At 72.6% G+C, this 18,522-nt stretch carries 13 protein-coding genes; 6 read left to right on the forward strand and 7 right to left on the reverse strand.

Annotated features, from left to right (window positions below):
- Positions 1-156 precede the first annotated feature (156 nt).
- Both OG272_RS28710 and OG272_RS28715 read right to left on the reverse strand, forming a co-directional pair.
- Positions 157-1,074: an A/G-specific adenine glycosylase gene (locus OG272_RS28710; protein WP_326579311.1), complete on the reverse strand. Its 918-nt coding sequence runs from the start codon at positions 1,072-1,074 to the stop codon at positions 157-159.
- A gap of 209 nt (positions 1,075-1,283) precedes the next feature.
- Positions 1,284-2,354 carry an LLM class flavin-dependent oxidoreductase gene (locus OG272_RS28715; RefSeq protein WP_327728327.1) on the reverse strand — a complete coding sequence of 357 codons (1,071 nt, stop codon included), beginning with the start codon at positions 2,352-2,354 and terminating at the stop codon, positions 1,284-1,286.
- A gap of 383 nt (positions 2,355-2,737) precedes the next feature.
- Here OG272_RS28715 and OG272_RS28720 point away from each other — a divergent pair, with 383 nt between their 5' ends.
- Complete coding sequence (locus OG272_RS28720; protein WP_326579308.1) at positions 2,738-3,583, forward strand: hypothetical protein; 846 nt, start codon at positions 2,738-2,740, stop codon at positions 3,581-3,583.
- A gap of 221 nt (positions 3,584-3,804) precedes the next feature.
- Here the strand turns inward: OG272_RS28720 and disA are convergent, their stop codons facing one another.
- The 3 genes from disA to OG272_RS28735 all read right to left on the reverse strand — a co-directional run bounded on the left by disA (position 3,805) and on the right by OG272_RS28735 (position 8,051).
- Positions 3,805-4,929: a DNA integrity scanning diadenylate cyclase DisA gene (gene disA / locus OG272_RS28725; RefSeq protein ID WP_037702381.1), complete on the reverse strand. Its 1,125-nt coding sequence runs from the start codon at positions 4,927-4,929 to the stop codon at positions 3,805-3,807.
- 81 nt (positions 4,930-5,010) lie between these two features.
- Positions 5,011-6,420, reverse strand: coding sequence for a DNA repair protein RadA (gene radA / locus OG272_RS28730; protein WP_326579303.1), 1,410 nt, complete (start codon positions 6,418-6,420; stop codon positions 5,011-5,013).
- Positions 6,421-6,665: 245 nt separating this feature from the next.
- Positions 6,666-8,051: an alpha/beta hydrolase gene (locus OG272_RS28735; protein WP_405895180.1), complete on the reverse strand. Its 1,386-nt coding sequence runs from the start codon at positions 8,049-8,051 to the stop codon at positions 6,666-6,668.
- A 240-nt stretch (positions 8,052-8,291) separates the two neighbouring features.
- Between OG272_RS28735 and OG272_RS28740 the strand changes: the two genes are divergently transcribed.
- Complete coding sequence (locus tag OG272_RS28740) at positions 8,292-10,016, forward strand: BACON domain-containing protein (protein WP_405895181.1); 1,725 nt, start codon at positions 8,292-8,294, stop codon at positions 10,014-10,016.
- A 79-nt stretch (positions 10,017-10,095) separates the two neighbouring features.
- Here the strand turns inward: OG272_RS28740 and OG272_RS28745 are convergent, their stop codons facing one another.
- Complete coding sequence (locus OG272_RS28745) at positions 10,096-10,977, reverse strand: hypothetical protein (RefSeq protein ID WP_327728324.1); 882 nt, start codon at positions 10,975-10,977, stop codon at positions 10,096-10,098.
- 71 nt (positions 10,978-11,048) lie between these two features.
- On the opposite strand from OG272_RS28745, the gene OG272_RS28750 reads away from it, so the two are divergent.
- The 4 genes from OG272_RS28750 to ilvD all read left to right on the forward strand — a co-directional run bounded on the left by OG272_RS28750 (position 11,049) and on the right by ilvD (position 15,698).
- Complete coding sequence (locus tag OG272_RS28750) at positions 11,049-11,999, forward strand: Ppx/GppA phosphatase family protein (protein ID WP_326579295.1); 951 nt, start codon at positions 11,049-11,051, stop codon at positions 11,997-11,999.
- 210 nt (positions 12,000-12,209) lie between these two features.
- Entirely contained in the window at positions 12,210-13,031 is an 822-nt protein-coding gene (locus OG272_RS28755) for a sugar phosphate isomerase/epimerase (RefSeq protein WP_326579293.1), read from the forward strand.
- Entirely contained in the window at positions 13,028-13,645 is a 618-nt protein-coding gene (locus OG272_RS28760; RefSeq protein WP_405895183.1) for a TetR family transcriptional regulator, read from the forward strand. Before OG272_RS28755 ends, OG272_RS28760 begins: the two co-directional genes overlap by 4 nt.
- Positions 13,646-13,844: 199 nt before the next feature.
- Positions 13,845-15,698 carry a dihydroxy-acid dehydratase gene (ilvD, locus tag OG272_RS28765; protein WP_326579289.1) on the forward strand — a complete coding sequence of 618 codons (1,854 nt, stop codon included), beginning with the start codon at positions 13,845-13,847 and terminating at the stop codon, positions 15,696-15,698.
- A gap of 347 nt (positions 15,699-16,045) precedes the next feature.
- On the opposite strand, the gene OG272_RS28770 is transcribed toward ilvD, so the two are convergent.
- Positions 16,046-18,361: a protein kinase domain-containing protein gene (locus OG272_RS28770; protein ID WP_405895184.1), complete on the reverse strand. Its 2,316-nt coding sequence runs from the start codon at positions 18,359-18,361 to the stop codon at positions 16,046-16,048.
- Positions 18,362-18,522: the final 161 nt, after the last annotated feature.

Here is an 18,522-nt window from a genome sequence, read left to right on the forward strand (position 1 = left end):
TTGGGGTGGAGATGGTCCGGTTTACCCCGTCGGGCGTGGGTGAGGGCTGTGTTGCGGGCCGTGTTGCGGGCCGTGTTGCGGTGGGGCCTCGGCGATGTGTGGCCTGTGGGGTGGGGCGTGGAGGTCAGGTCAGGTGAGGGTGGGGTGTGGTGGAGGTCAGGTGAGGGGGAGGCGGTAGAGGCCGCCCGGGAGGGGTTCCACCAGTCCGTCGGAGACCAGTCCGTCGAGGGCGCGGGCGCGCTGGACCGGCTCGTCCCACACCCGGTCGAGAACCGCCTGCGGCACGGGCGCGATCGCGTCCCGCAGTACGGCGAGAAGCTTGCCGCGGACCTGACGGTCGGTACCGGCGTACGTCTGACCGCGTCGTGCCGGTCCCTCGTGCGCGGGCTTCCCGGCCAGCCGCCACGCGCACTGCCCGGCGATCGGGCAGGGCTGGCACGTCTCGTTCTTGGCCGTGCACAGCAGCGCGCCCAGTTCCATCGACGCGGCCGCCCAACGGGACGCCGTACCTTCGTCCTCGGGCAGCAGGGCACGGGCCAGTTTCCGCTCGGCCGCCGTGGTCGCGTTCGGCGGGTACTGCGTGCCGCTGACCGCGCGGGCGAACACGCGCCGCACGTTCGTGTCGAGCACGGCGTGCCGCTGCCCGTACGCGAACGACGCCACCGCCGCGGCCGTGTACTCGCCGATCCCCGGCAGCGCGAGCAGCTGCGCATGATCGCGCGGTACGTCCCCACCGTGCCGTTCCGTTATGGCCACCGCCGCGCCGTGCAGCCGCAGGGCGCGCCGCGGATACCCGAGCCGGCCCCACGCGCGCACCGCCTCACCCGGCGGCTCCTTCGCGAGGTCGGCCGGACGGGGCCAGCGCGCCAACCACTGTTCATAGACGGGCAGTACGCGGTTGACCGGTGTCTGCTGGAGCATGAACTCGCTGACCATCACCCCCCACGGTCCGGCCTCCGCCCGCCGCCAGGGCAGATCACGGGCATGCGTCTCGAACCAGGCGATCACCGGGGTGTGCAGTGCGGTCGGGGTCACGTCGGCAGGGCTGCTCTGAGGCTTCGTGGGTGCAGTCATGGCACGTCGATCCTGCCATGCGGGGGTGGCCGGGGATGGGTTCTGGTGGGGGGTGTCTGAGGCGGGTGTGTGGCCACGGGTGGGTGGGGGCCGAAAAGCAGGGGCGCGGCCCCTGCATTTCAGGGGCGCGCGGAACTGCGCGACCAGCCCCGGCCCACCCGCACCCGCACCCGCACCCGCACCGACCCCCCCCGGCTCTCCGCGTACGGTCACGCGGCCGGGCGCCAGCCCAGCTCCGGGCCCAGCTTCGTCGCGATGTCCGTGAGGATCTGCACATAGTCCTCGTGGTCGAAGGTGAACGGCAGGGCGAAGGCCACCTCGTCGATCTCGCGGAAGGCGGCGTGGGCGTGCAGCCGTCCGGCGATCTCGGCGGAGGTGCCGACCAGGTCCGGCGCGAACAGGAGCCGTCCCGGCCCCTGCGGCTCGGTGGTCCGGGGCAGCCGCTTCGCCGCGTACTCCTCGTACTTGGCGCGCTGCTCCGCGGTCGCCGAGTCGGTGGGGATGACGACGAGCCCCTGCGAGACCCGGGCCCGCTCCCCGTCGGGGTGGTGCGCCCGGAACTCCCGGATGTGGGAGAGCTGGATGCCGGCGAAGTCCACCGCCCCGGCCGCGGTCGCCGTCTGCTGTCCCTCCGCCTTCACCACGCTGCTGGTCAGGAAGTTCATCCCGTTCTCGCCGGCCCACCGCGCCGACCGGAGGCTGCCGCCGCCGTACCACATACGGCCGCCCAGCCCCGGGGAGTGCGGCTGGACCCGTTCGGAGAAGACCTCGAACCCCTCGGTGCCGCTGAAGTCGGTGGCCGCCTCGCCCCGTACGAAGCCGAGGAGCCGCCGGACCCGTTCGAAGCCGAAGTCCTCCGCGTCGGCGGTGTCCGGGTAGAGCGCCGCCTTGACGGTGTCGTAGTGCATCGGCGGTCCGACGCTGACCCCCGGATTGAGCCGGCCGCCGGACAGGAGGTCGACCGTGGCCAGGTCCTCGGCGAGCCGCAGCGGGTTCTCCCAGCCCAACGGGATGACGGCGGTGCCCAGTTCGATACGGCGCGTGCGCTGCGAGGCCGCCGCCAGGACCGCGACGGGGGAGGAGATGCCGTACTGCAGATGACGGTGGCGCAGCCACGCGCTGTCGAAGCCGAGCCGTTCCCCCAGCTCGATGATCTCCAGCGTCGACTCGTGGCCCCGGCGTGGGTCGGCCTCGTCGAACAGCCCGATGGTCAGAAACCCCAGCTTCCGCAACGGCCTCGACGCCGGTGCGGCGTCGTCGGTTTCCACGGGTCCGCCCATCGTCTTCTCCAAGTCCTCCGACGTACTTCGGTGGTGGGGACGATTGTGGCAGGCGGGCAGGCGGGCAGGCGGGCAGGCGGGCACGGCGAGAGGATTTGGGCGGGGCGGGCGCGGGCTGATCCCGCGCGTCGTCGCGGCGCAGCGGTCCGTCCCGTGCGCGGATTTCGTGAACGGATGGCCGGGGCCGGGGAGTTCGGGCCGCTCGCGCGGCGCTGTTCCGGTCACGGACCGTGCCCGTCCGGCCTCTACGATCACGTACCGCGATCATGGGCCGCCCGGTCGGGTCTGTGGGGGGAACGACCGGAATGATGATCCGGAAAAGTTGAGGTTTCGGGCGGCGGGTGGGGCCAGCGAAGTGCCGGATCTCTCGTACAGTTTGCGCCGTGGGATCTCTGCGCAATCCGATCGGGCCGCTTCCCTCCACCATCTACTGGCGACGGAGGGCCATTCTGCTGACCGTCGTCGGTCTGCTGGCGATCCTGGTCGTATGGGTCGTCACCGGCGGCGGTGGGAACGGCGACAACGACGCGGGCGGGCCCGACGGAAAGAATCCCGCGACCTCGATCACCCCCGGGCCCTCCGGTTCCGGTCCCGCGATCAGTGAAGCCCCGGGCGGGCGGGACGAGTCGGGCGACGAGTCCGGCTCCGGAGGCGACAACTCCGGTTCGGGTTCCGGAACAGGTTCTGGTTCTGGTTCCGACTCGGGCTCGGGCTCCGGGGCCGGGGGCGCCGGTGGTGGGTCCGGTGCCGCGGGCGGTGGTACGTCCGAGGACGGCGGCAAGAACGGGAGCAGTTCCGGTGAGCAGGTTCCGGCGGGGTCGAGCCTGCCCAACTGCACCGCCGGGGCCGTGAAGTTGACCGTGCGCAGTGTCCGTAACACCTACGAGCCCGGGGTGAACCCCACGTTCGAGCTCATCGCCCGCAACTCCTCCGGCGGTGACTGCAAGCTCGATCTCGGCCCGGACAACACGGTCGTGACGATCACCGCGGCCGATGCCGACGACGCGTTCTGGGCGTCCGACGACTGCCATGAGACCGCGGGCAGCCTGCTGTTCAGGGTGCCGGCCGGTGACCGGGTCACCTACACCGTGGAGTGGAACCGCGACCCCAGTGCCCCCAACTGCGCGACCCCGTCGGCCGGTTCGGCCACCGCCGGGACGTACCTCGTCGAGGCGAAGGGCCCGGGGCTGGCCACGGCCCGGACGTCGTTCGTGCTGGAGAAGGACTGACGGGCGGGTTCGGCCGGGGGTTTCTCCGCCCCCGCCGCCCCTACCCGTTCGCCTCCCCAGGGGCGCTGCCCCTTCGACCCCGGCCGTCCCTGGGGAGCCGGCCCTGGGGGCTGCGCCCCCAGACCCCCCTTGTCGGCCTTCGGCCTCGTCCTCGAACGCCGGACGGGCTGAGGGTGCCTGAGGGCGGCTCAGGGGGGCTGAGGTCGGCGAACGGGCGGAGCCTAGACGTAGCGCTCCAGGATCGACGACTCCGCCAGTCGTGACAGGCCCTCGCGGACGCTGCGTGCGCGGGCCTCGCCCACTCCGTCGACCGTCTGGAGGTCGTCGACGCTGGCGGCGAGGAGTTTCTGGAGGCCGCCGAAGTGCTCGACGAGGCGGTCGATGATGGCGCCGGGGAGGCGGGGGACCTTGGCCAGGAGGCGGTAGCCGCGCGGGGAGACGGCGGAGTCCATGCCCTCGGGGGAGCCGGTGTAGCCGAGGGCGCGGGCCACCGTGGGGAGTTCGAGGAGCTCCGCGTGGGTGAGGGCGTCGAGTTCGCGGAGGGCCTCGTCGACCGTGCGGGAGCGTTTGGCCGTCGGCTCGGGGACGTAGTCCCGGACGACCAGTTCGCGCTCCGGTTCGACGCCCGCGATCAGTTCGTCGAGCTGGAGGGCCAGGAGACGGCCGTCCGTGCCCAGTTCGACCACGTATTCGGCGATTTCGGTGGCGATGCGCCGGACCATCTCCAGTCGCTGGGCGACCGCCGAGACGTCCCGGACCGTCACCAGGTCCTCGATCTCCAGCGCGGAGAGGGTGCCCGCCACCTCGTCCAGGCGGAGCTTGTACCGCTCCAGGGTCGCCAGGGCCTGGTTCGCGCGGGACAGGATCGCCGCCGAGTCCTCCAGGACCCGCCGGTGACCGTCGACGTACAGCGCGACCAGGCGCATCGACTGGGAGACCGAGACGACCGGGAAGCCGACCTGTTTGCTGACGCGGTCCGCCGTGCGGTGCCGGGTGCCCGTCTCCTCGGTGGGGATCGTGGGGTCCGGGACCAGTTGGACGCCCGCCCGGAGGATCTTGGAGAGATCCGAGGACAGGACGATGCCGCCGTCGAGCTTGCACAGCTCACGCAGGCGCGTGGCCGTGAACTCGACATCCAGGACGAATCCACCGGTGCACATCGGCTCGACGGTCTTGTCGAAGCCGAGCACGATGAGTCCGCCGGTGTTGCCGCGGAGAATCCGCTCAAGCCCGTCGCGCAGGGCCGTACCTGGTGCCACGGCGCTCAGTGAGGCGCGCATCAGGCCATCGGCACCGGAGCTCCCACCGGACTTTCCGGGAGCTGCTGCCCGGTCGTTGGCTGCCACTGCACTCCTCCGGTCGCAGGTTCTGGGACGCTTCCGTTTCGCACATGTGGTTCGTACGGACGGGCGAGACCTGGGCAAAGTCTACCGGCGGTCCTCCTCGTCCCGTGGGGCCTCTCGCCGACGGGATCGGGGCAGTACCCGCAGAGCATCTCCCATGTCGGCCACTTCCAGGACCTTCATACCGGGAGGAACCCTGCCGGGATCGGACGGAACGAGCGCGTGGGTGAAGCCGAGGCGGTGTGCTTCGGACAGTCGGCGCTGGACGCCGGTGACTCTTCTGACCTCGCCCGCGAGGCCGACTTCGCCGATCGCCACGAGGTTCTTGGGCAGGGGGGTGTCGGTCGCCGCGGAGGCCAGGGCCAGCGCGATCGCGAGGTCCGCCGCGGGCTCCGAGAGCTTCACCCCGCCGACCGTCGCCGAGTAGATGTCCCGCTTGCCGAGGGCGCTGATACGGCCGCGCTGCTCCAGCACCGCGAGCATCATCGAGACCCGGGAGGTCTCCAGGCCGGAGGTCGTACGGCGGGGGGAGGGGAGCTGCGAGTCGACTGTGAGCGACTGCACTTCCGCGACCAGGGGGCGGCGGCCCTCCAGGGTCACGGTCAGACAGGTGCCGGGGACGGGTTCGTCGCGGCGGGTGAGGAAGAGGCCGCTGGGGTCCGTGAGACCGGTGATGCCCTCGTCGTGCAGCTCGAAGCAGCCGACCTCGTCCGTGGCGCCGTAGCGGTTCTTGACGCCGCGCACCAGGCGGAGGCGGGCGTGGCGGTCGCCCTCGAAGTGCAGGACCACGTCGACGAGGTGCTCCAGGAGGCGGGGGCCCGCGATCGCGCCGTCCTTGGTGACGTGGCCCACGAGGAGCGTCGACATGCCGCGTTCCTTGGAGGCGCGGATCAGGGCGCCGGCGACCTCGCGGACCTGGGCCATGCCGCCGGGGGCGCCGTCGATCTCGGGAGAGGCGACGGTCTGGACCGAGTCGAGGATCAGCAGGGACGGCTTGACCGCGTCCAAGTGGCCCAGTACGGCGGCGAGGTCGGTCTCCGCGGCGAGGTAGAGATGGTCGTGGATGGCCTTGATGCGGTCGGCCCGCAGGCGGACCTGGCCGGCGGACTCCTCGCCGGTGACGTAGAGGGTCGGGTGTTCGGCGTCGGCGGCTTTGGCGGCGACGTCGAGGAGGAGGGTGGACTTGCCCACGCCCGGCTCGCCCGCGAGGAGGACCACGGCGCCGGGGACGAGGCCGCCGCCGAGGACCCGGTCGAGCTCCGGGACGCCCGTCGTGCGGGCGGTGGCCTGGCGGCCGTCCACCTGGCCGATGGGGACGGCGGAGGTGGTGACCCGGCCGGGGGCGGTCGTACGGACGGCGGGCGTGCCGTACTCCTCGACCGTGCCCCACGCCTGGCATTCGGGGCAGCGGCCGAGCCACTTGGCCGTCTGCCAGCCGCACTCTGTGCAGCGGTAGGACGGCCGGTCCTTCGCGGTCTTCGTACGGGCAGCCATGCACGAACCGTAACGGAGTGCACTGACAGCCTCCGGCGGTCGGGCCGGTTCGCGTGCTCGGCCGGGGCTTCGGGGCGGCCGCCCGCCCCGGTGCGCAGCTGTTCGCCGTGGGGTTTCGGGGGCGGCGGCCGCGGGTGGTGTGTGGTTGCTCGCGCGGTTCCCCGCGCCCCTTTCGGGGCGCGGGCCTCAGTGGCGCATCACGCGTATCCCCCTGCCCGGCCGGAACCGGGCCCCGGCCGGCCTCCCTACGGGCGGCGACCGATCGTCAGTTCCGCCGGGCGGTACGGGACGTACGCGGCGCCGTCGAGGTCGAGGGCGGTCGCGGCGCTCTGGAGGGCGCCCGGGGTCGCGGCGGCGCCCCAACGGCCGGAGTCGACACGGGACTCCAGGGCGTGGAGGGCGGCGACGGTCTCGGCGACGGTGAAGAAGCAGTGGCCTTGGCGTTCCACGTAGGCCTGGCGGAGCAGCGAGCCGTCGCCGGAGGCGCGGACGCGGTCGGCGAAGCGGTTCTCCTGTTCGACGGGGACGAGGTCGTCGGCGGTGGTGTGGATGTCGAGGAGGGGGACGGCGAGGCCCTGGCCGGCGGAGGAGGTACGTTCGCCGGCGGCGACGGCGGCCGGGTCGGCCTTGATCTTCGCGTGGGCGGTCAGGTTCGCGAGGTCGGCCTGGAGGTCGAGGCCGGCCTCTCGGTACAGGGCCTTGACCAGGGGCGCGTGCTGCGACGTGGACAGCAGGCGTGCGTAGTCGATGCCCTTGTTCCCGGAGTTGTTTCCGCCCAGGGCCTTCTCGATGTGGAAGCGGGCGGGCACGACCCGGTTGAGGATGCCTTGGGCGAGCCACGAGTACTGCTGGGCCTGCTGCTCCTCCCATTCGCCCGCGGCCGGGCGGTCCTCGCCCGAGGCCCAGGTGGGCAGGTTGAGGTAGGCGGCGGCGAGGGCGATGCGGGCGCGGCCCTCGGGGGTCTTCTGCGCGGAGACGACGGCGTCGGTGAGCTGCCGGCCGGTGACGGCGCCCTCGGCCTCGGAGGCGAAGTCCACCAGCTTCACCGGCGTGTCCGGGAGCAGGAGCCGGGCGATCGTGTACTCGGCGTCGAGCTGGTAGCCGTGCAGGTCGTTGGCGCCGGCCACGAGGCCGCACAGGCCCAGGGCGCCGTCGATCCCGCCGTCCCCCGAGCGGGCGAGCCGGGCGTTGACCAGGCCGCCCATGGACTGGCCCATGGCGAGGGTGCGGGTGGGTTCGCCGATCTTCTCGGTGACCGCCGCGATGGTGGCGACCTGGTCGCGCTCCGCGCTCTCCAGGCCCCAGAGGGTCTCGCTCACGTCGTAGGAGGAGCCGGTGAGCGCGTACCCCTCTTCGAGGAGGCGCAGGCGTACGGCCTCGCGGGGCGCGTTCTGGGCCGCTCTGCCGCCGAAGCCGTGGCTGAAGACGATCAGGGTGCCGTTCCAGTTCTCGGGGACGTCGGCGATCCAGGTGGCGCCGTCGGGGAGCGTGCCGGTGAGACGTTCGGCGGCGGCGGTCGCGGCCGCCCGGGGGGTGGCGGTCGAGACGGAGGCGCCGGTCAGAGAGAGGACGACGGCAGCGGCGAGGGCGGCGAGGGCGCGGGTGCTGGAGCGACGGGTGCGTACGGCCATGGGAGTGGAGCTCCTGTCGACGCGGAGGAGGGGACGTTGCTCGCTCGTGCGTGGGGGTGACTCGAACCCCAGGGAATGTAGGGCTACTTTTTGGTGATGGTCAATAAAATGCACAACATTCCGGCCGTGCGCCGCGAAACTCGGGGTTGCTGTCCCCTTATGAGGGATCGTTTCACCCGTACGGAGTAAATGTGCTGAAGGGGTGAGAAGGCGCAGGTTCCGGGCGCCTACCGTCCATGAATGATGAGCATCGGTCCGGAAACCTCGCCCCGCACCACCGGCGCACACAGGGCGCACCGCGAGGCGCGCGATCGAGCGGCGGCGCGCGCGGTGGCGCAGCGCGCGCCGGCGCGCTACGAGCCGTACCTGGACGGCCTGTTCACCTACTGCATGTCCGTGCTGTGCGACCACGACGCGGCGACCGCGGCTCTCGCCGAGGTGCTCGCGCTCGCCGAGCGTCGTCGGGGACCGGACGACGCGGACGACCGCCGGGCCTGGCTCTACGCGCTGGCCCGTTGGGCCTGTCTGCGCAAGCTCGCCGAGGCCCGGCAGAAGCAGCCCGGCGCGCGTGCCTCCGGCCGCCAGTCCGCACATGGCGGTGGGGCCGAGAAGCCGCGCGCAGCGAAGACCGCCGTCCGGACCCCGGCCCTCTCCGAGGACGAGGAGCGGCAGCGGCGGCGTCAACTCGCGCTGCTCGCCTGGCCGGAGGCCGCCGGCACCACACCCGAGCAGCGCGAGGCCCTGGAGTTGGCGGTGCGGCATCAGCTCGCCGCCCACGAGGTCGCCGACGTGCTGGGGATGGACCAGGCCGCCGCGCGGGAACTGCTCGCCGCCGCGGCCTGCGAGGTGGAGCGCACCCGGGCGGCCCTCGCCGTCGTCGAGTCCGGCGCCTGCCCGAGCGTCGCCCGCCTGACCGGTGATCACCTGCTCGTCCTGAGCGCCCCCCTGCGCCGCGAGCTCGTCCGGCACGTCGACGACTGCCCCGTCTGCCGCCGCGCCGCCGAGCGCGCCGTCCCCGGCCGCTGGCCCGGCACCAGCGTCACGCCATCCGAGCTGCCCGTCCTCGAAGCGCCGCGCGCGGCCCTGGGCCTGGTGACGGCCCACCTCACGCGCGCGCGGGGCGGCGCCCCCCGCTTCGACCGGCGCGGTTTCCCCATGGACCCGAGGGACCGCGCGGCCCGCCGGGACCGGCTGCGCGCGCGTGCCGTCACCACGACCGTCGTCGCCACCGTCGTCGCCGCGCCCGTCTTCGCCCTCTGGGCCGCCTACCGGGGCGCCCCCCTCATCGGCGAGGGCAGCGACGGCCGTTCGGTCTCCGCGGGCGAGGAGCAGAGCGACGGCGACGGGACCGTCGGCGACGGCAGCGGCGACGCGTACGAGAACGCCGGCAACGCCCGGACCGAGCCCGGCGCCCGCCTGGGCAGGGGGAAGCGCGCGGCGGACGACGTGTCCGTGGAGGTCACCCAGGGCAAGGGGCGGGGCACGCTCTCCGTCGCCGCCGCGAACGACGGCGACACCACCGTCATCACCCTGAGGGCGACCGGCGACTCACCCGTCCGCTGGTCCGCCCGCACCGGCGCCGACTGGCTCTACCTCAGCCAGTCCTCGGGCACCCTGAAACCCGGCGAGTCCTCGACGGTCAAGGTGTACGTCGACCAGCTGAGCGAACCCGCCGGGTACTGGACGGCGCAGGTGTCGCTGGCTCCCTCGGGGGCCGTGGTGACGATCGAGGGCTACGGTCCGATGCCGACGCCGCCGGTCGACTCCCCGCCGACCCAGCCGGTCCCGGACCCCGGCCCGCCGAGACCCACCGTCCCGCCTCCGACCCCCGACCCGGACCCCACCCCCACCGGCCCGGCCCAGCCCGACCCGACCCCGACACCCACCGACCCGGCCCCCACGGACCCGGGCGGCCCGACGACACCGCCGGGCGACGGAGGCGGAGACCCCCCACCGGCCTCGTAGACCGGCGGGGGGAAGGGAAGCGGGAGGGGAGGGGAGGGGAGGGAAGCCGATGGTCCGCTCACGGGCCCGGCGGATTCCGCTACGCCTCCGTCGGATCCGCCGGATGCGGAGCCACCAGCGGCAGCCGGGAGGCCAGCCGCTGCTCGCACAGCTCGACCAGGCGGTCGTACCCCGCCTTGCCCATCAGCTCGGTCAGCTCCGGGCGGTACGAGACGTACACCGGGTCACCCGCGCCGTGCGCCGAGGTCGCCGAGGTGCACCACCAGTGCAGGTCGTGGCCGCCCGGGCCCCAGCCGCGGCGGTCGTACTCGCCGATCGACACCTGGAGCACCCGCGTGTCGTCGGGCCGGTCGATCCAGTCGTACGTGCGCCGGACCGGCAGCTGCCAGCAGACGTCCGGCTTGGTCTCCAGCGGCTCGCGACCCTCCTGGAGGGCCAGGATGTGCAGCGAACAGCCCGCACCCCCGGCGAAACCGGGCCGGTTCTGGAAGATGCACGACCCCTTGTACGGGCGTGTCTGACGGTCGCCGTCCTCGTCCTTGGAGACCCAGCCGGTCTTCGTGCCCACATCGTGGAACTGCCAGATCTCCGGAGTGAGCCTCGCCACATGTCCGGCGACGCGCTTCTCGTCGTCCTCGTCCGAGAAGTGGGCACCCAGGGTGCAGCACCCGTCGGCCGCGCGGCCCGCCTGGATGCCCTGGCAACCGCTGCCGAAGACACAGTTCCAGCGAGAGGTCAGCCAGGTCAGATCGCAGCGGAAGACCTGCTCGTCGTCCGCCGGATCAGGGAACTCCACCCACGCGCGCGCGAAATCGAGACCCTTCTCGTCCGGGGCGGTGGACTCCGCCGAGTCCTTCATCGACTTCGGTGGCTTGGTCGCCGCCTTCGCCCGCGAGGAGCCGCCGGCCACAGCCGCTCCCGCTGCCGACTTGTCGGCCTTTGCCTTTTTCGTCTTTGGCACCTGACCAGGGTACGGCGCCCGACGCCGGATCGAGGACGGCGCACGGCTCCGCTGGCAGTAGCGTTCCGCCCATGAGACTCGGTGTCCTCGACGTGGGATCGAACACGGTGCATCTGCTGGTGGTGGACGCACACCCGGGCGCGCGCCCGCTGCCCGCGCACTCGCACAAGGTGGAACTGCGCCTTGCCCAACTCCTCGACGAGGCCGGGGCCATCGACCCCGAAGGGGTCGACAAACTCATCGCCGTCGTCCACGAGGCGCTCCAGGCCGCCGAGGACAAGGGCGTCGAGGAACTGCTCCCGTTCGCCACCTCCGCGGTGCGCGAGGCCAGCAACGCCGACGAGGTCCTCGCCCGCGTCAAGGACGAGACCGGCGTCGAACTGCAGGTCCTCGCCGGCGCCGAGGAGGCCCGGCTGACCTTCCTCGCCGTCCGCCGCTGGTTCGGCTGGTCGGCCGGCAAGCTCCTCGTCCTCGACATCGGCGGCGGCTCCCTGGAGATCGCCTACGGCATAGACGAGGAACCCGACGCCGCCGCCTCGCTGCCCCTCGGCGCCGGCCGCCTCACCGCCGGCTGGCTCCCCGGCGACCCGCCCGCCCCCGACGACATCCGCGCCCTGCGCCGCCACGTCCGGGCGCAGATAGCCCGTACGGTCGGTGAGTTCAGCCGCTTCGGCGCCCCCGACCACGTCGTCGCCACGTCCAAGACCTTCAAGCAGCTCGCCCGCATCGGCGGTGCCGCCCGCTCCACCGACGGCCTCTACGTCCAGCGCGACCTCAAGCGCGACGCCCTCGAGACCTGGGTTCCCAAACTCGCCGGCATGACCACCGCCCAACGAGCCGCGCTCCCCGGCGTCTCCGAGGGCCGCGCCAACCAGCTCCTCGCGGGCGCGCTGGTGGCGGAGGCCGCGGTGGACCTGTTCCAGGTGGAGACGCTGGAGATCTGCCCGTGGGCGCTGAGAGAGGGTGTGATCCTGCAGCGGCTGGACCACATGGGTACGGCGTCGGGCCGGTCGGTCGCGTGATCGGCTGCGGCTGAGCGGGCTTCGCGCGGTTCCTCGCGCCCCTGAAAAGCAGGGGCGCGAGGAACCGCGCGACCATCCCCCACCCACCCGTACCCACCCGTGGCCGACCTCGTCGCGTACCCCCAACGGCGCACAGGCGAGGGCCCTCACACCCGGCCGAACCCCCCACCCCGGCCCACACGACGAAACGCACCCCTTAGGCTGTCCCGCGTGGCAGACGTCGTGCGGATCCCGGATGCGAAGGTCGCCCTGTCCACGGCCTCCGTGTACCCGGAGTCGACGGCCACGGCCTTCGAGATCGCCGCGCGCCTGGGCTACGACGGTGTGGAGGTCATGGTCTGGACCGACCCGGTGAGTCAGGACCTGGAGGCCCTGCGCCGCCTCTCCGACTACCACCAGATCCCGATCCTCGCCGTACACGCCCCCTGCCTGCTGATCACCCAGCGGGTGTGGTCCACCGACCCGTGGGTCAAGCTCCAGCGCGCCCAGGCCGCCGCCGAGAAGCTCGGCGCCAGCACGGTCGTCGTGCACCCGCCGTTCCGCTGGCAGCGCCAGTACGCGCGCGACTTCGTCACCGGGATCTGGCGGATGGCGAACGAGACGGACGTACGGTTCGCCGTCGAGAACATGTACCCCTGGCGCTACCGCGACCGCGAGATGCTCGCGTACGCCCCCGACTGGGACGTGACGAAGGACGACTACCGGCACTTCACGATCGACCTCAGCCACTCCGCGACCTCCCGCACCGACGCCCTGGAGATGGTCGACCGTATGGGCGACCGTCTCGGGCATGTGCACATGGCGGACGGCAAGGGGTCGGCCAAGGATGAGCACCTCGTCCCGGGCCGCGGCAGCCAGCCCTGCGCCCAGCTGCTGGAACGTCTCGCCCTGAGCGGCTTCGACGGCCACGTCGTGATCGAGGTCAACACCCGCCGCGCCATGTCCGCCGCCGAGCGCGAGGCCGACCTGGCGGAGGCCCTCGCCTTCACCCGGCTGCACCTGGCCTCCGCCGCGCAGGTCCCCCGGCCGTGACCTCGGCCACCCCCCGCCGCCGGGGCCGGCCCTCCCGTACGGAAGCGGCCGACACGCCCGCCACCCGTGACCGCATCCTCGCCGCGGCCCGCGAGGAGTTCTCCGAGCGCGGCTACGACAAGACGTCCGTACGCGGCATCGCCAAGGCCGCCGGGGTGGACTCGGCACTCGTGCACCACTACTTCGGTACGAAGGAACAGGTGTTCGAGGCGGCCGTCACGCTCTCCTTCGCCCCGGCCATGGAAGCCCCCAAGGCCGTCGAGGAGGGCCCGCTCGACGGCGTCGGCGAGCGGCTCACCCGGTTCGTCTTCGGCGTCTGGGAGAACCCGGCCACCCGCGCGCCCCTCCTCGCGATCGTCCGCTCCGCCGTGAACAACGAGGCCGCCGCCGCCGTCTTCCGCCGCATCATCGCCACCCAGGTGCTCCGCCGGATCGCCGGCCGCCTGGACGTCCCGGACGCGGAGCTGCGCGCCGAGCTGGCAGCCGCCCAATTGGTGGGCATCGCGATGCTGCGGTACGTGATCAAGGTCGAGCCGTTGGCGTCGGCGGACCCGGAGCGGATCATCGAGAGGGTGGCCCCTGTGGTGCAGGCCCACCTGACCGCGCCCCGTTAGGGCCACGGCCGCACGGCACGACCGGCCTGCGTCGGCCTGTGTCGGCCCCCGTCGGCCTCCGTAGGTCCCCACCGGCCCGCAGCCGAAAACCGAGACGCCCATCCCGCATTCCGGACAAGCTGTCCAACCCCTGGAGCAACGGGCGTACGCTCGTCTCAGTCAGAAGTCTCTGATCGCAGTCTCTGAAGGAGCGAGCGCGATGCCCGAGCTGAGGTCCCGCACAGTCACCCACGGCCGCAACATGGCGGGCGCCCGCGCCCTTATGCGCGCCTCCGGTGTACCGGGCGCGGACATCGGCCGCAAGCCGATCATCGCGGTCGCCAACAGCTTCACCGAGTTCGTGCCGGGCCACACGCACCTGCAGCCCGTGGGCCGCATCGTCAGCGAGGCGATCCGCGAAGCGGGCGGCATCCCGCGCGAGTTCAACACGATCGCCGTCGACGACGGCATCGCGATGGGCCACGGCGGCATGCTCTACAGCCTCCCTTCCCGCGACCTGATCGCGGACAGCGTGGAGTACATGGTCGAGGCGCACTGCGCCGACGCCCTGATCTGCATCTCCAACTGCGACAAGATCACCCCGGGCATGCTGAACGCGGCCCTGCGGCTCAACATCCCGACCGTCTTCGTCTCCGGCGGTCCCATGGAGTCCGGCCGCGCCACGCTCGTCGACGGCACGGTCCGTACGCTCGACCTGGTCGACGCGATCTCCGACGCCGTGAACGACAAGATCTCGGACGAGGACATCCTCCGTATCGAGGAGAACGCCTGTCCGACCTGCGGCTCCTGTTCCGGCATGTTCACCGCCAACTCGATGAACTGCCTGACCGAGGCCATCGGCCTCTCCCTGCCGGGCAACGGCTCGACCCTCGCCACCCACACCGCCCGCAAGGCGCTGTACGAGGACGCCGCCCGTACGGTCATGGACATCACCCGCCGCTACTACGAGCAGGACGACGAGACGGTCCTGCCCCGCTCCATCGCGAGCTTCGCGGCGTTCGAGAACGCCATGGCCCTCGACATCGCCATGGGCGGCTCCACCAACACGATCCTGCACCTGCTGGCCGCCGCCCAGGAGGCGGGCGTCCCCTTCGGCCTCGACGAGATCAACGCGGTCTCCCGCCGTGTGCCGTGCCTCGCGAAGGTCGCGCCGAACGTCGCCAAGGACCGCACGTACTACATGGAGGACGTGCACCGCGCCGGCGGCATCCCCGCCCTGCTGGGCGAGCTGCACCGCGCGGGCCTGCTCAACGAGGACGTGAACTCCGTCCACAGCGCCTCCCTCGCCGACTGGCTGAAGACCTGGGACGTGCGCGGCGGCTCCCCGTCCCCCAAGGCCGTCGAGCTGTGGCACGCGGCCCCCGGCTGCGTCCGCTCCGCCGAGGCCTTCTCCACGTCCGAGCGCTGGGACTCCCTGGACGACGACGCCGAGGGCGGCTGCATCCGCTCCGCCGAGCACGCCTACTCCAAGGACGGCGGCCTCGCGGTGCTCAAGGGCAACCTGGCGGTCGACGGCTGCGTGGTGAAGACGGCCGGCGTCGACGAGTCGATCTGGACGTTCGAGGGCCCGGCGGTCGTCTGCGAGTCGCAGGAGGAGGCCGTCCAGAAGATCCTCATGAAGGAGATCAAGGAGGGCGACGTCGTCGTCATCCGCTACGAGGGCCCCAAGGGCGGCCCCGGCATGCAGGAGATGCTCTACCCGACCTCGTACCTGAAGGGCCGAGGCCTGGGCAAGTCCTGCGCGCTGATCACCGACGGCCGCTTCTCCGGCGGCACCTCCGGACTCTCCATCGGCCACGCCTCGCCCGAGGCGGCCGGCGGCGGCACGATCGCCCTCGTCGAGGACGGCGACCGCATCCGCATCGACATCCCGAACCGTTCGATCGAGCTGCTGGTCGACGACGCCGAGCTGGCCCGCCGCGAGCAGGCCCTGAACGGCGTCTACGCCCCGAAGAACCGGGAACGCAAGGTGTCGGCCGCGCTGAGGGCGTACGCCGCGATGGCCACCAGCGCCGACAAGGGCGCGGTGCGGGACGTCAGCTTGCTGGGCTGAGGTTCCGCGCGGAGACGGACTGCGTGGCGAGGGCCGTTCCCCGGGCGGGGGCGGCCCTCAGCCGTGCGGTTGTGCAGGCGGCCGGCCGTGCGGAGTCGCCGTCGTGCAGGCGGCCGGCTGTGCGGCCGTGGGGTCAGCCGGCCGCAGGCGTGAAGTCGGCCGCGTGCCCGCCGCGTATGCCTTGCGGCGGTGGAGTCGGCGGGCGGTGCGGCCGTGGGGTCAGCCGGCCGCAGGCGTGAAGTCGGCCGCGTGCCCGCCGCGTATGCCTTGCGGCGGTGGAGTCGGCGGGCGGTGCGGCCGTGGAGTCGGCGGGCCGTCAGGCCGTCCGGCCGCCGTGCCCGGGTGGGTCACCAGCTCGCCGGATCGGTTCCGTCCAGCCCGAGCACGGTTCCGTCGAGCGCGCCCACGCAGACGCGACCGTCGATGATCACGGGCTCGGGCAGCGCGGCGGTGACCCGGTCCGACTTCCCCAGCCGCGACGGCGTGTCCCCGCTGATCCCGCCCTTCCACACGTCCACCGCGAGCAGCCGCCCGTCGGACGAGGTGAAGTACACATGCCGGTCGTCGGCGACCGGTGCCGAACTCCGCGAGACCCCTGTCTCGGTCCGCCACAGCTGCTTGCGGGCCTCCATGTCGAGAGCCGTCAGCGCCCCGCCGACGCCGCTCAGCAGGTACACGACGTCCCCCCGCACGACCGCGCGGGCCTGTTCGAGCCGTACGGGCAGCGTGACCCGGACCGTTGCCCCGGTGCCGGGGTCGTACCGGACCACGGCGACCGTGTCGGGATAGGCGCCCCCGATCGCGGCGAGGAAGAGGACGCCGTCCTGGGCCCCCACCGGTTCCAGCCGGCCCTCCAGCCGGGTGTCCCACCGCACGTCACCCGTGTCCGGGTCCACCGCGGTGATCCGCGTCCGTGCCCCCGGCCCCGTGCCGGTGACGCTCGCCAGGTAGGCCGGCCGGTCCCCGTCGAACGACGTGAAGTACGCCTCCGGCTGCCCCGGGATCCGTCCGCTCCACTTCGTGTCGCCGGTGGCGCCGTCCACCCCGGTGACCGTCCCGTCGGCGGCGGTCAGCAGCAGCGTGCCGCCCACATATCGCTTGCCGCCGTACGCGGAGATGTCCCGCTCCCACCGCACCTCGCCGGAGTCCGGGTCGAGCGCCTGCACCCGGCTGCTCTGCTCCGTGAGGACGTGCACCAGCCCGCCCGACTCGACGGGCGGATCACCCGTGCCCACCGCACCCGCCCCGTCGACGGGGTGCCGCCACAGCACACTGCCGTCCGCCGGATCCAGCGCGGAGACCAGCCCCGGCTGCACGCACAGCACCTTCCCCGCCCCGTACGAGCACTGCGGCACACTCTTCTTCTTCGCCGCCGGCTTGGTGGCCCAGGCCTGGAGGACGGGGGCGGTGGCCGCGGCCCCACTGGCCCGCGGCGTGGCCCTGTCACCGCCTGCCTGTCCACCGTCGTCCCCCAGCACCCGCACCGAGGCGAACCCTCCACCCGCGACGAGCGCCAGCGAGGCGGCGACCAGAACGGCCCGCTTGCGCAGCCACCCGACGGAACGGCCACGGCCGCCGCTGGTACCCGTACCCGTACCCGTACCCGTGCTCGGAGATGTACCCGTGCTCGGGGCGGAGCCCGTGCCTGAGGCCGAGCCCGTGTTTGAAGCTGAGCCCGCGCCCGTGCCCCTGCCCGCGCCGGTCTCCCTGCCCGCGCCGGTGTCCTCGCTCGTCTCCTTGCCCGTGCCCTGATCGGCGGCCCGGCCCGGGAAAGCCCCCCAACCCGCTCCTTCCCTCTCCCGCTGGGTCGGTACGAGGGTCTGGGTGTCGTACGAGGCGGCCACGAAACGGAGTTCGTGCATCAGCTCGTCCGCCGTGGGCCGGTCCTCGGGCTCCTTGGCGAGGCAGGCGCGGACGAGCGGCGCGAGGTTCTCGGGTACGCCGGTGAGGTCCGGCTCGTCGTGGACGACCTGGTAGGCGACGACGTAGGGACTGTCGGAGTCGAACGGCCCGCGCCCGGTGGCCGCGTGCACGGTCACCGAGCCCAGGGCGAAGATGTCGGCGGCGGGCCCGACCTCCCGGGGCCGCCGGAACTGCTCGGGGGCCATGAACGGCGGGGTGCCGATCAACTTCCCGGTCTCGGTGCGCAGTTCACTGTCCTTCGGCCGGGAGATACCGAAGTCGATGACCTTGGGTCCGTCCTCGGCGAGCAGGACGTTGCTGGGCTTGAGATCCCGGTGCACCACACCGGCACGGTGGATGTCGCGCAGGGCCTCCGCGAGTCCGGCCATGAGCCGCCGCAACTGCCCGGGCGGCATGGGGCCGTTCCGCTTGACGTACTCCGCGAGGGTCGGGCCGGGTATGAAGAGGGTGGCCATCCAGGGCCGGGGGCTGTCGGTGTCGGCATCGACGACGGGCGCGGTGAAGGCACCGCTGACCTGCCGGGCGGCGGCGACCTCCTGCCGGAAACGCCCCCTGAACTCGGGGTCCTTGGCGAACTCGGCGTGCACCACCTTCACCGCGAGCCGCAGGCCGGAGGTCGAGGCGGCCAGATGGACGACGCCCATGCCACCCGAACCCAGACACGACTCCAGACGGTACTGACCGGCGTACTCAGGAAGTTCCGCTTCCGCTCCCGACCCGGTGCCCCGTTGCGGTGCCATGGGTCCACCCCCGTGCTGTTTCGGCCGCTCTCGCGACGCACGGAGCCTAGTCGATGACACGTACGGGACAGAGGCGGCTTGCTAGCCTGCACGTGCGAAAAACGCACAGGTGTGTGTGTCCTGATTCAGGGGTATCAAAGGGTCCCCATGGCTTGCCTGGG

The organism is Streptomyces sp. NBC_00104 (assembly GCF_045160825.1).
GTDB lineage: Bacteria > Actinomycetota > Actinomycetes > Streptomycetales > Streptomycetaceae > Streptomyces.

What these genes read in the sequence shown, in the direction of transcription:
- OG272_RS28710 (WP_326579311.1), bottom strand. Translation starts at nt 1,074, where the DNA reads ATGACTGCACCCACGAAGCCTCAGAGCAGCCCTGCCGACGTGACCCCG.
- OG272_RS28715 (WP_327728327.1), bottom strand. Translation starts at nt 2,354, where the DNA reads ATGGGCGGACCCGTGGAAACCGACGACGCCGCACCGGCGTCGAGGCCG.
- radA (WP_326579303.1), bottom strand. Translation starts at nt 6,420, where the DNA reads ATGGCTGCCCGTACGAAGACCGCGAAGGACCGGCCGTCCTACCGCTGC.
- OG272_RS28735 (WP_405895180.1), bottom strand. Translation starts at nt 8,051, where the DNA reads ATGGCCGTACGCACCCGTCGCTCCAGCACCCGCGCCCTCGCCGCCCTC.
- OG272_RS28740 (WP_405895181.1), top strand. Translation starts at nt 8,292, where the DNA reads ATGATGAGCATCGGTCCGGAAACCTCGCCCCGCACCACCGGCGCACAC.
- OG272_RS28750 (WP_326579295.1), top strand. Translation starts at nt 11,049, where the DNA reads ATGAGACTCGGTGTCCTCGACGTGGGATCGAACACGGTGCATCTGCTG.
- ilvD (WP_326579289.1), top strand. Translation starts at nt 13,845, where the DNA reads ATGCCCGAGCTGAGGTCCCGCACAGTCACCCACGGCCGCAACATGGCG.
- OG272_RS28770 (WP_405895184.1), bottom strand. Translation starts at nt 18,361, where the DNA reads ATGGCACCGCAACGGGGCACCGGGTCGGGAGCGGAAGCGGAACTTCCT.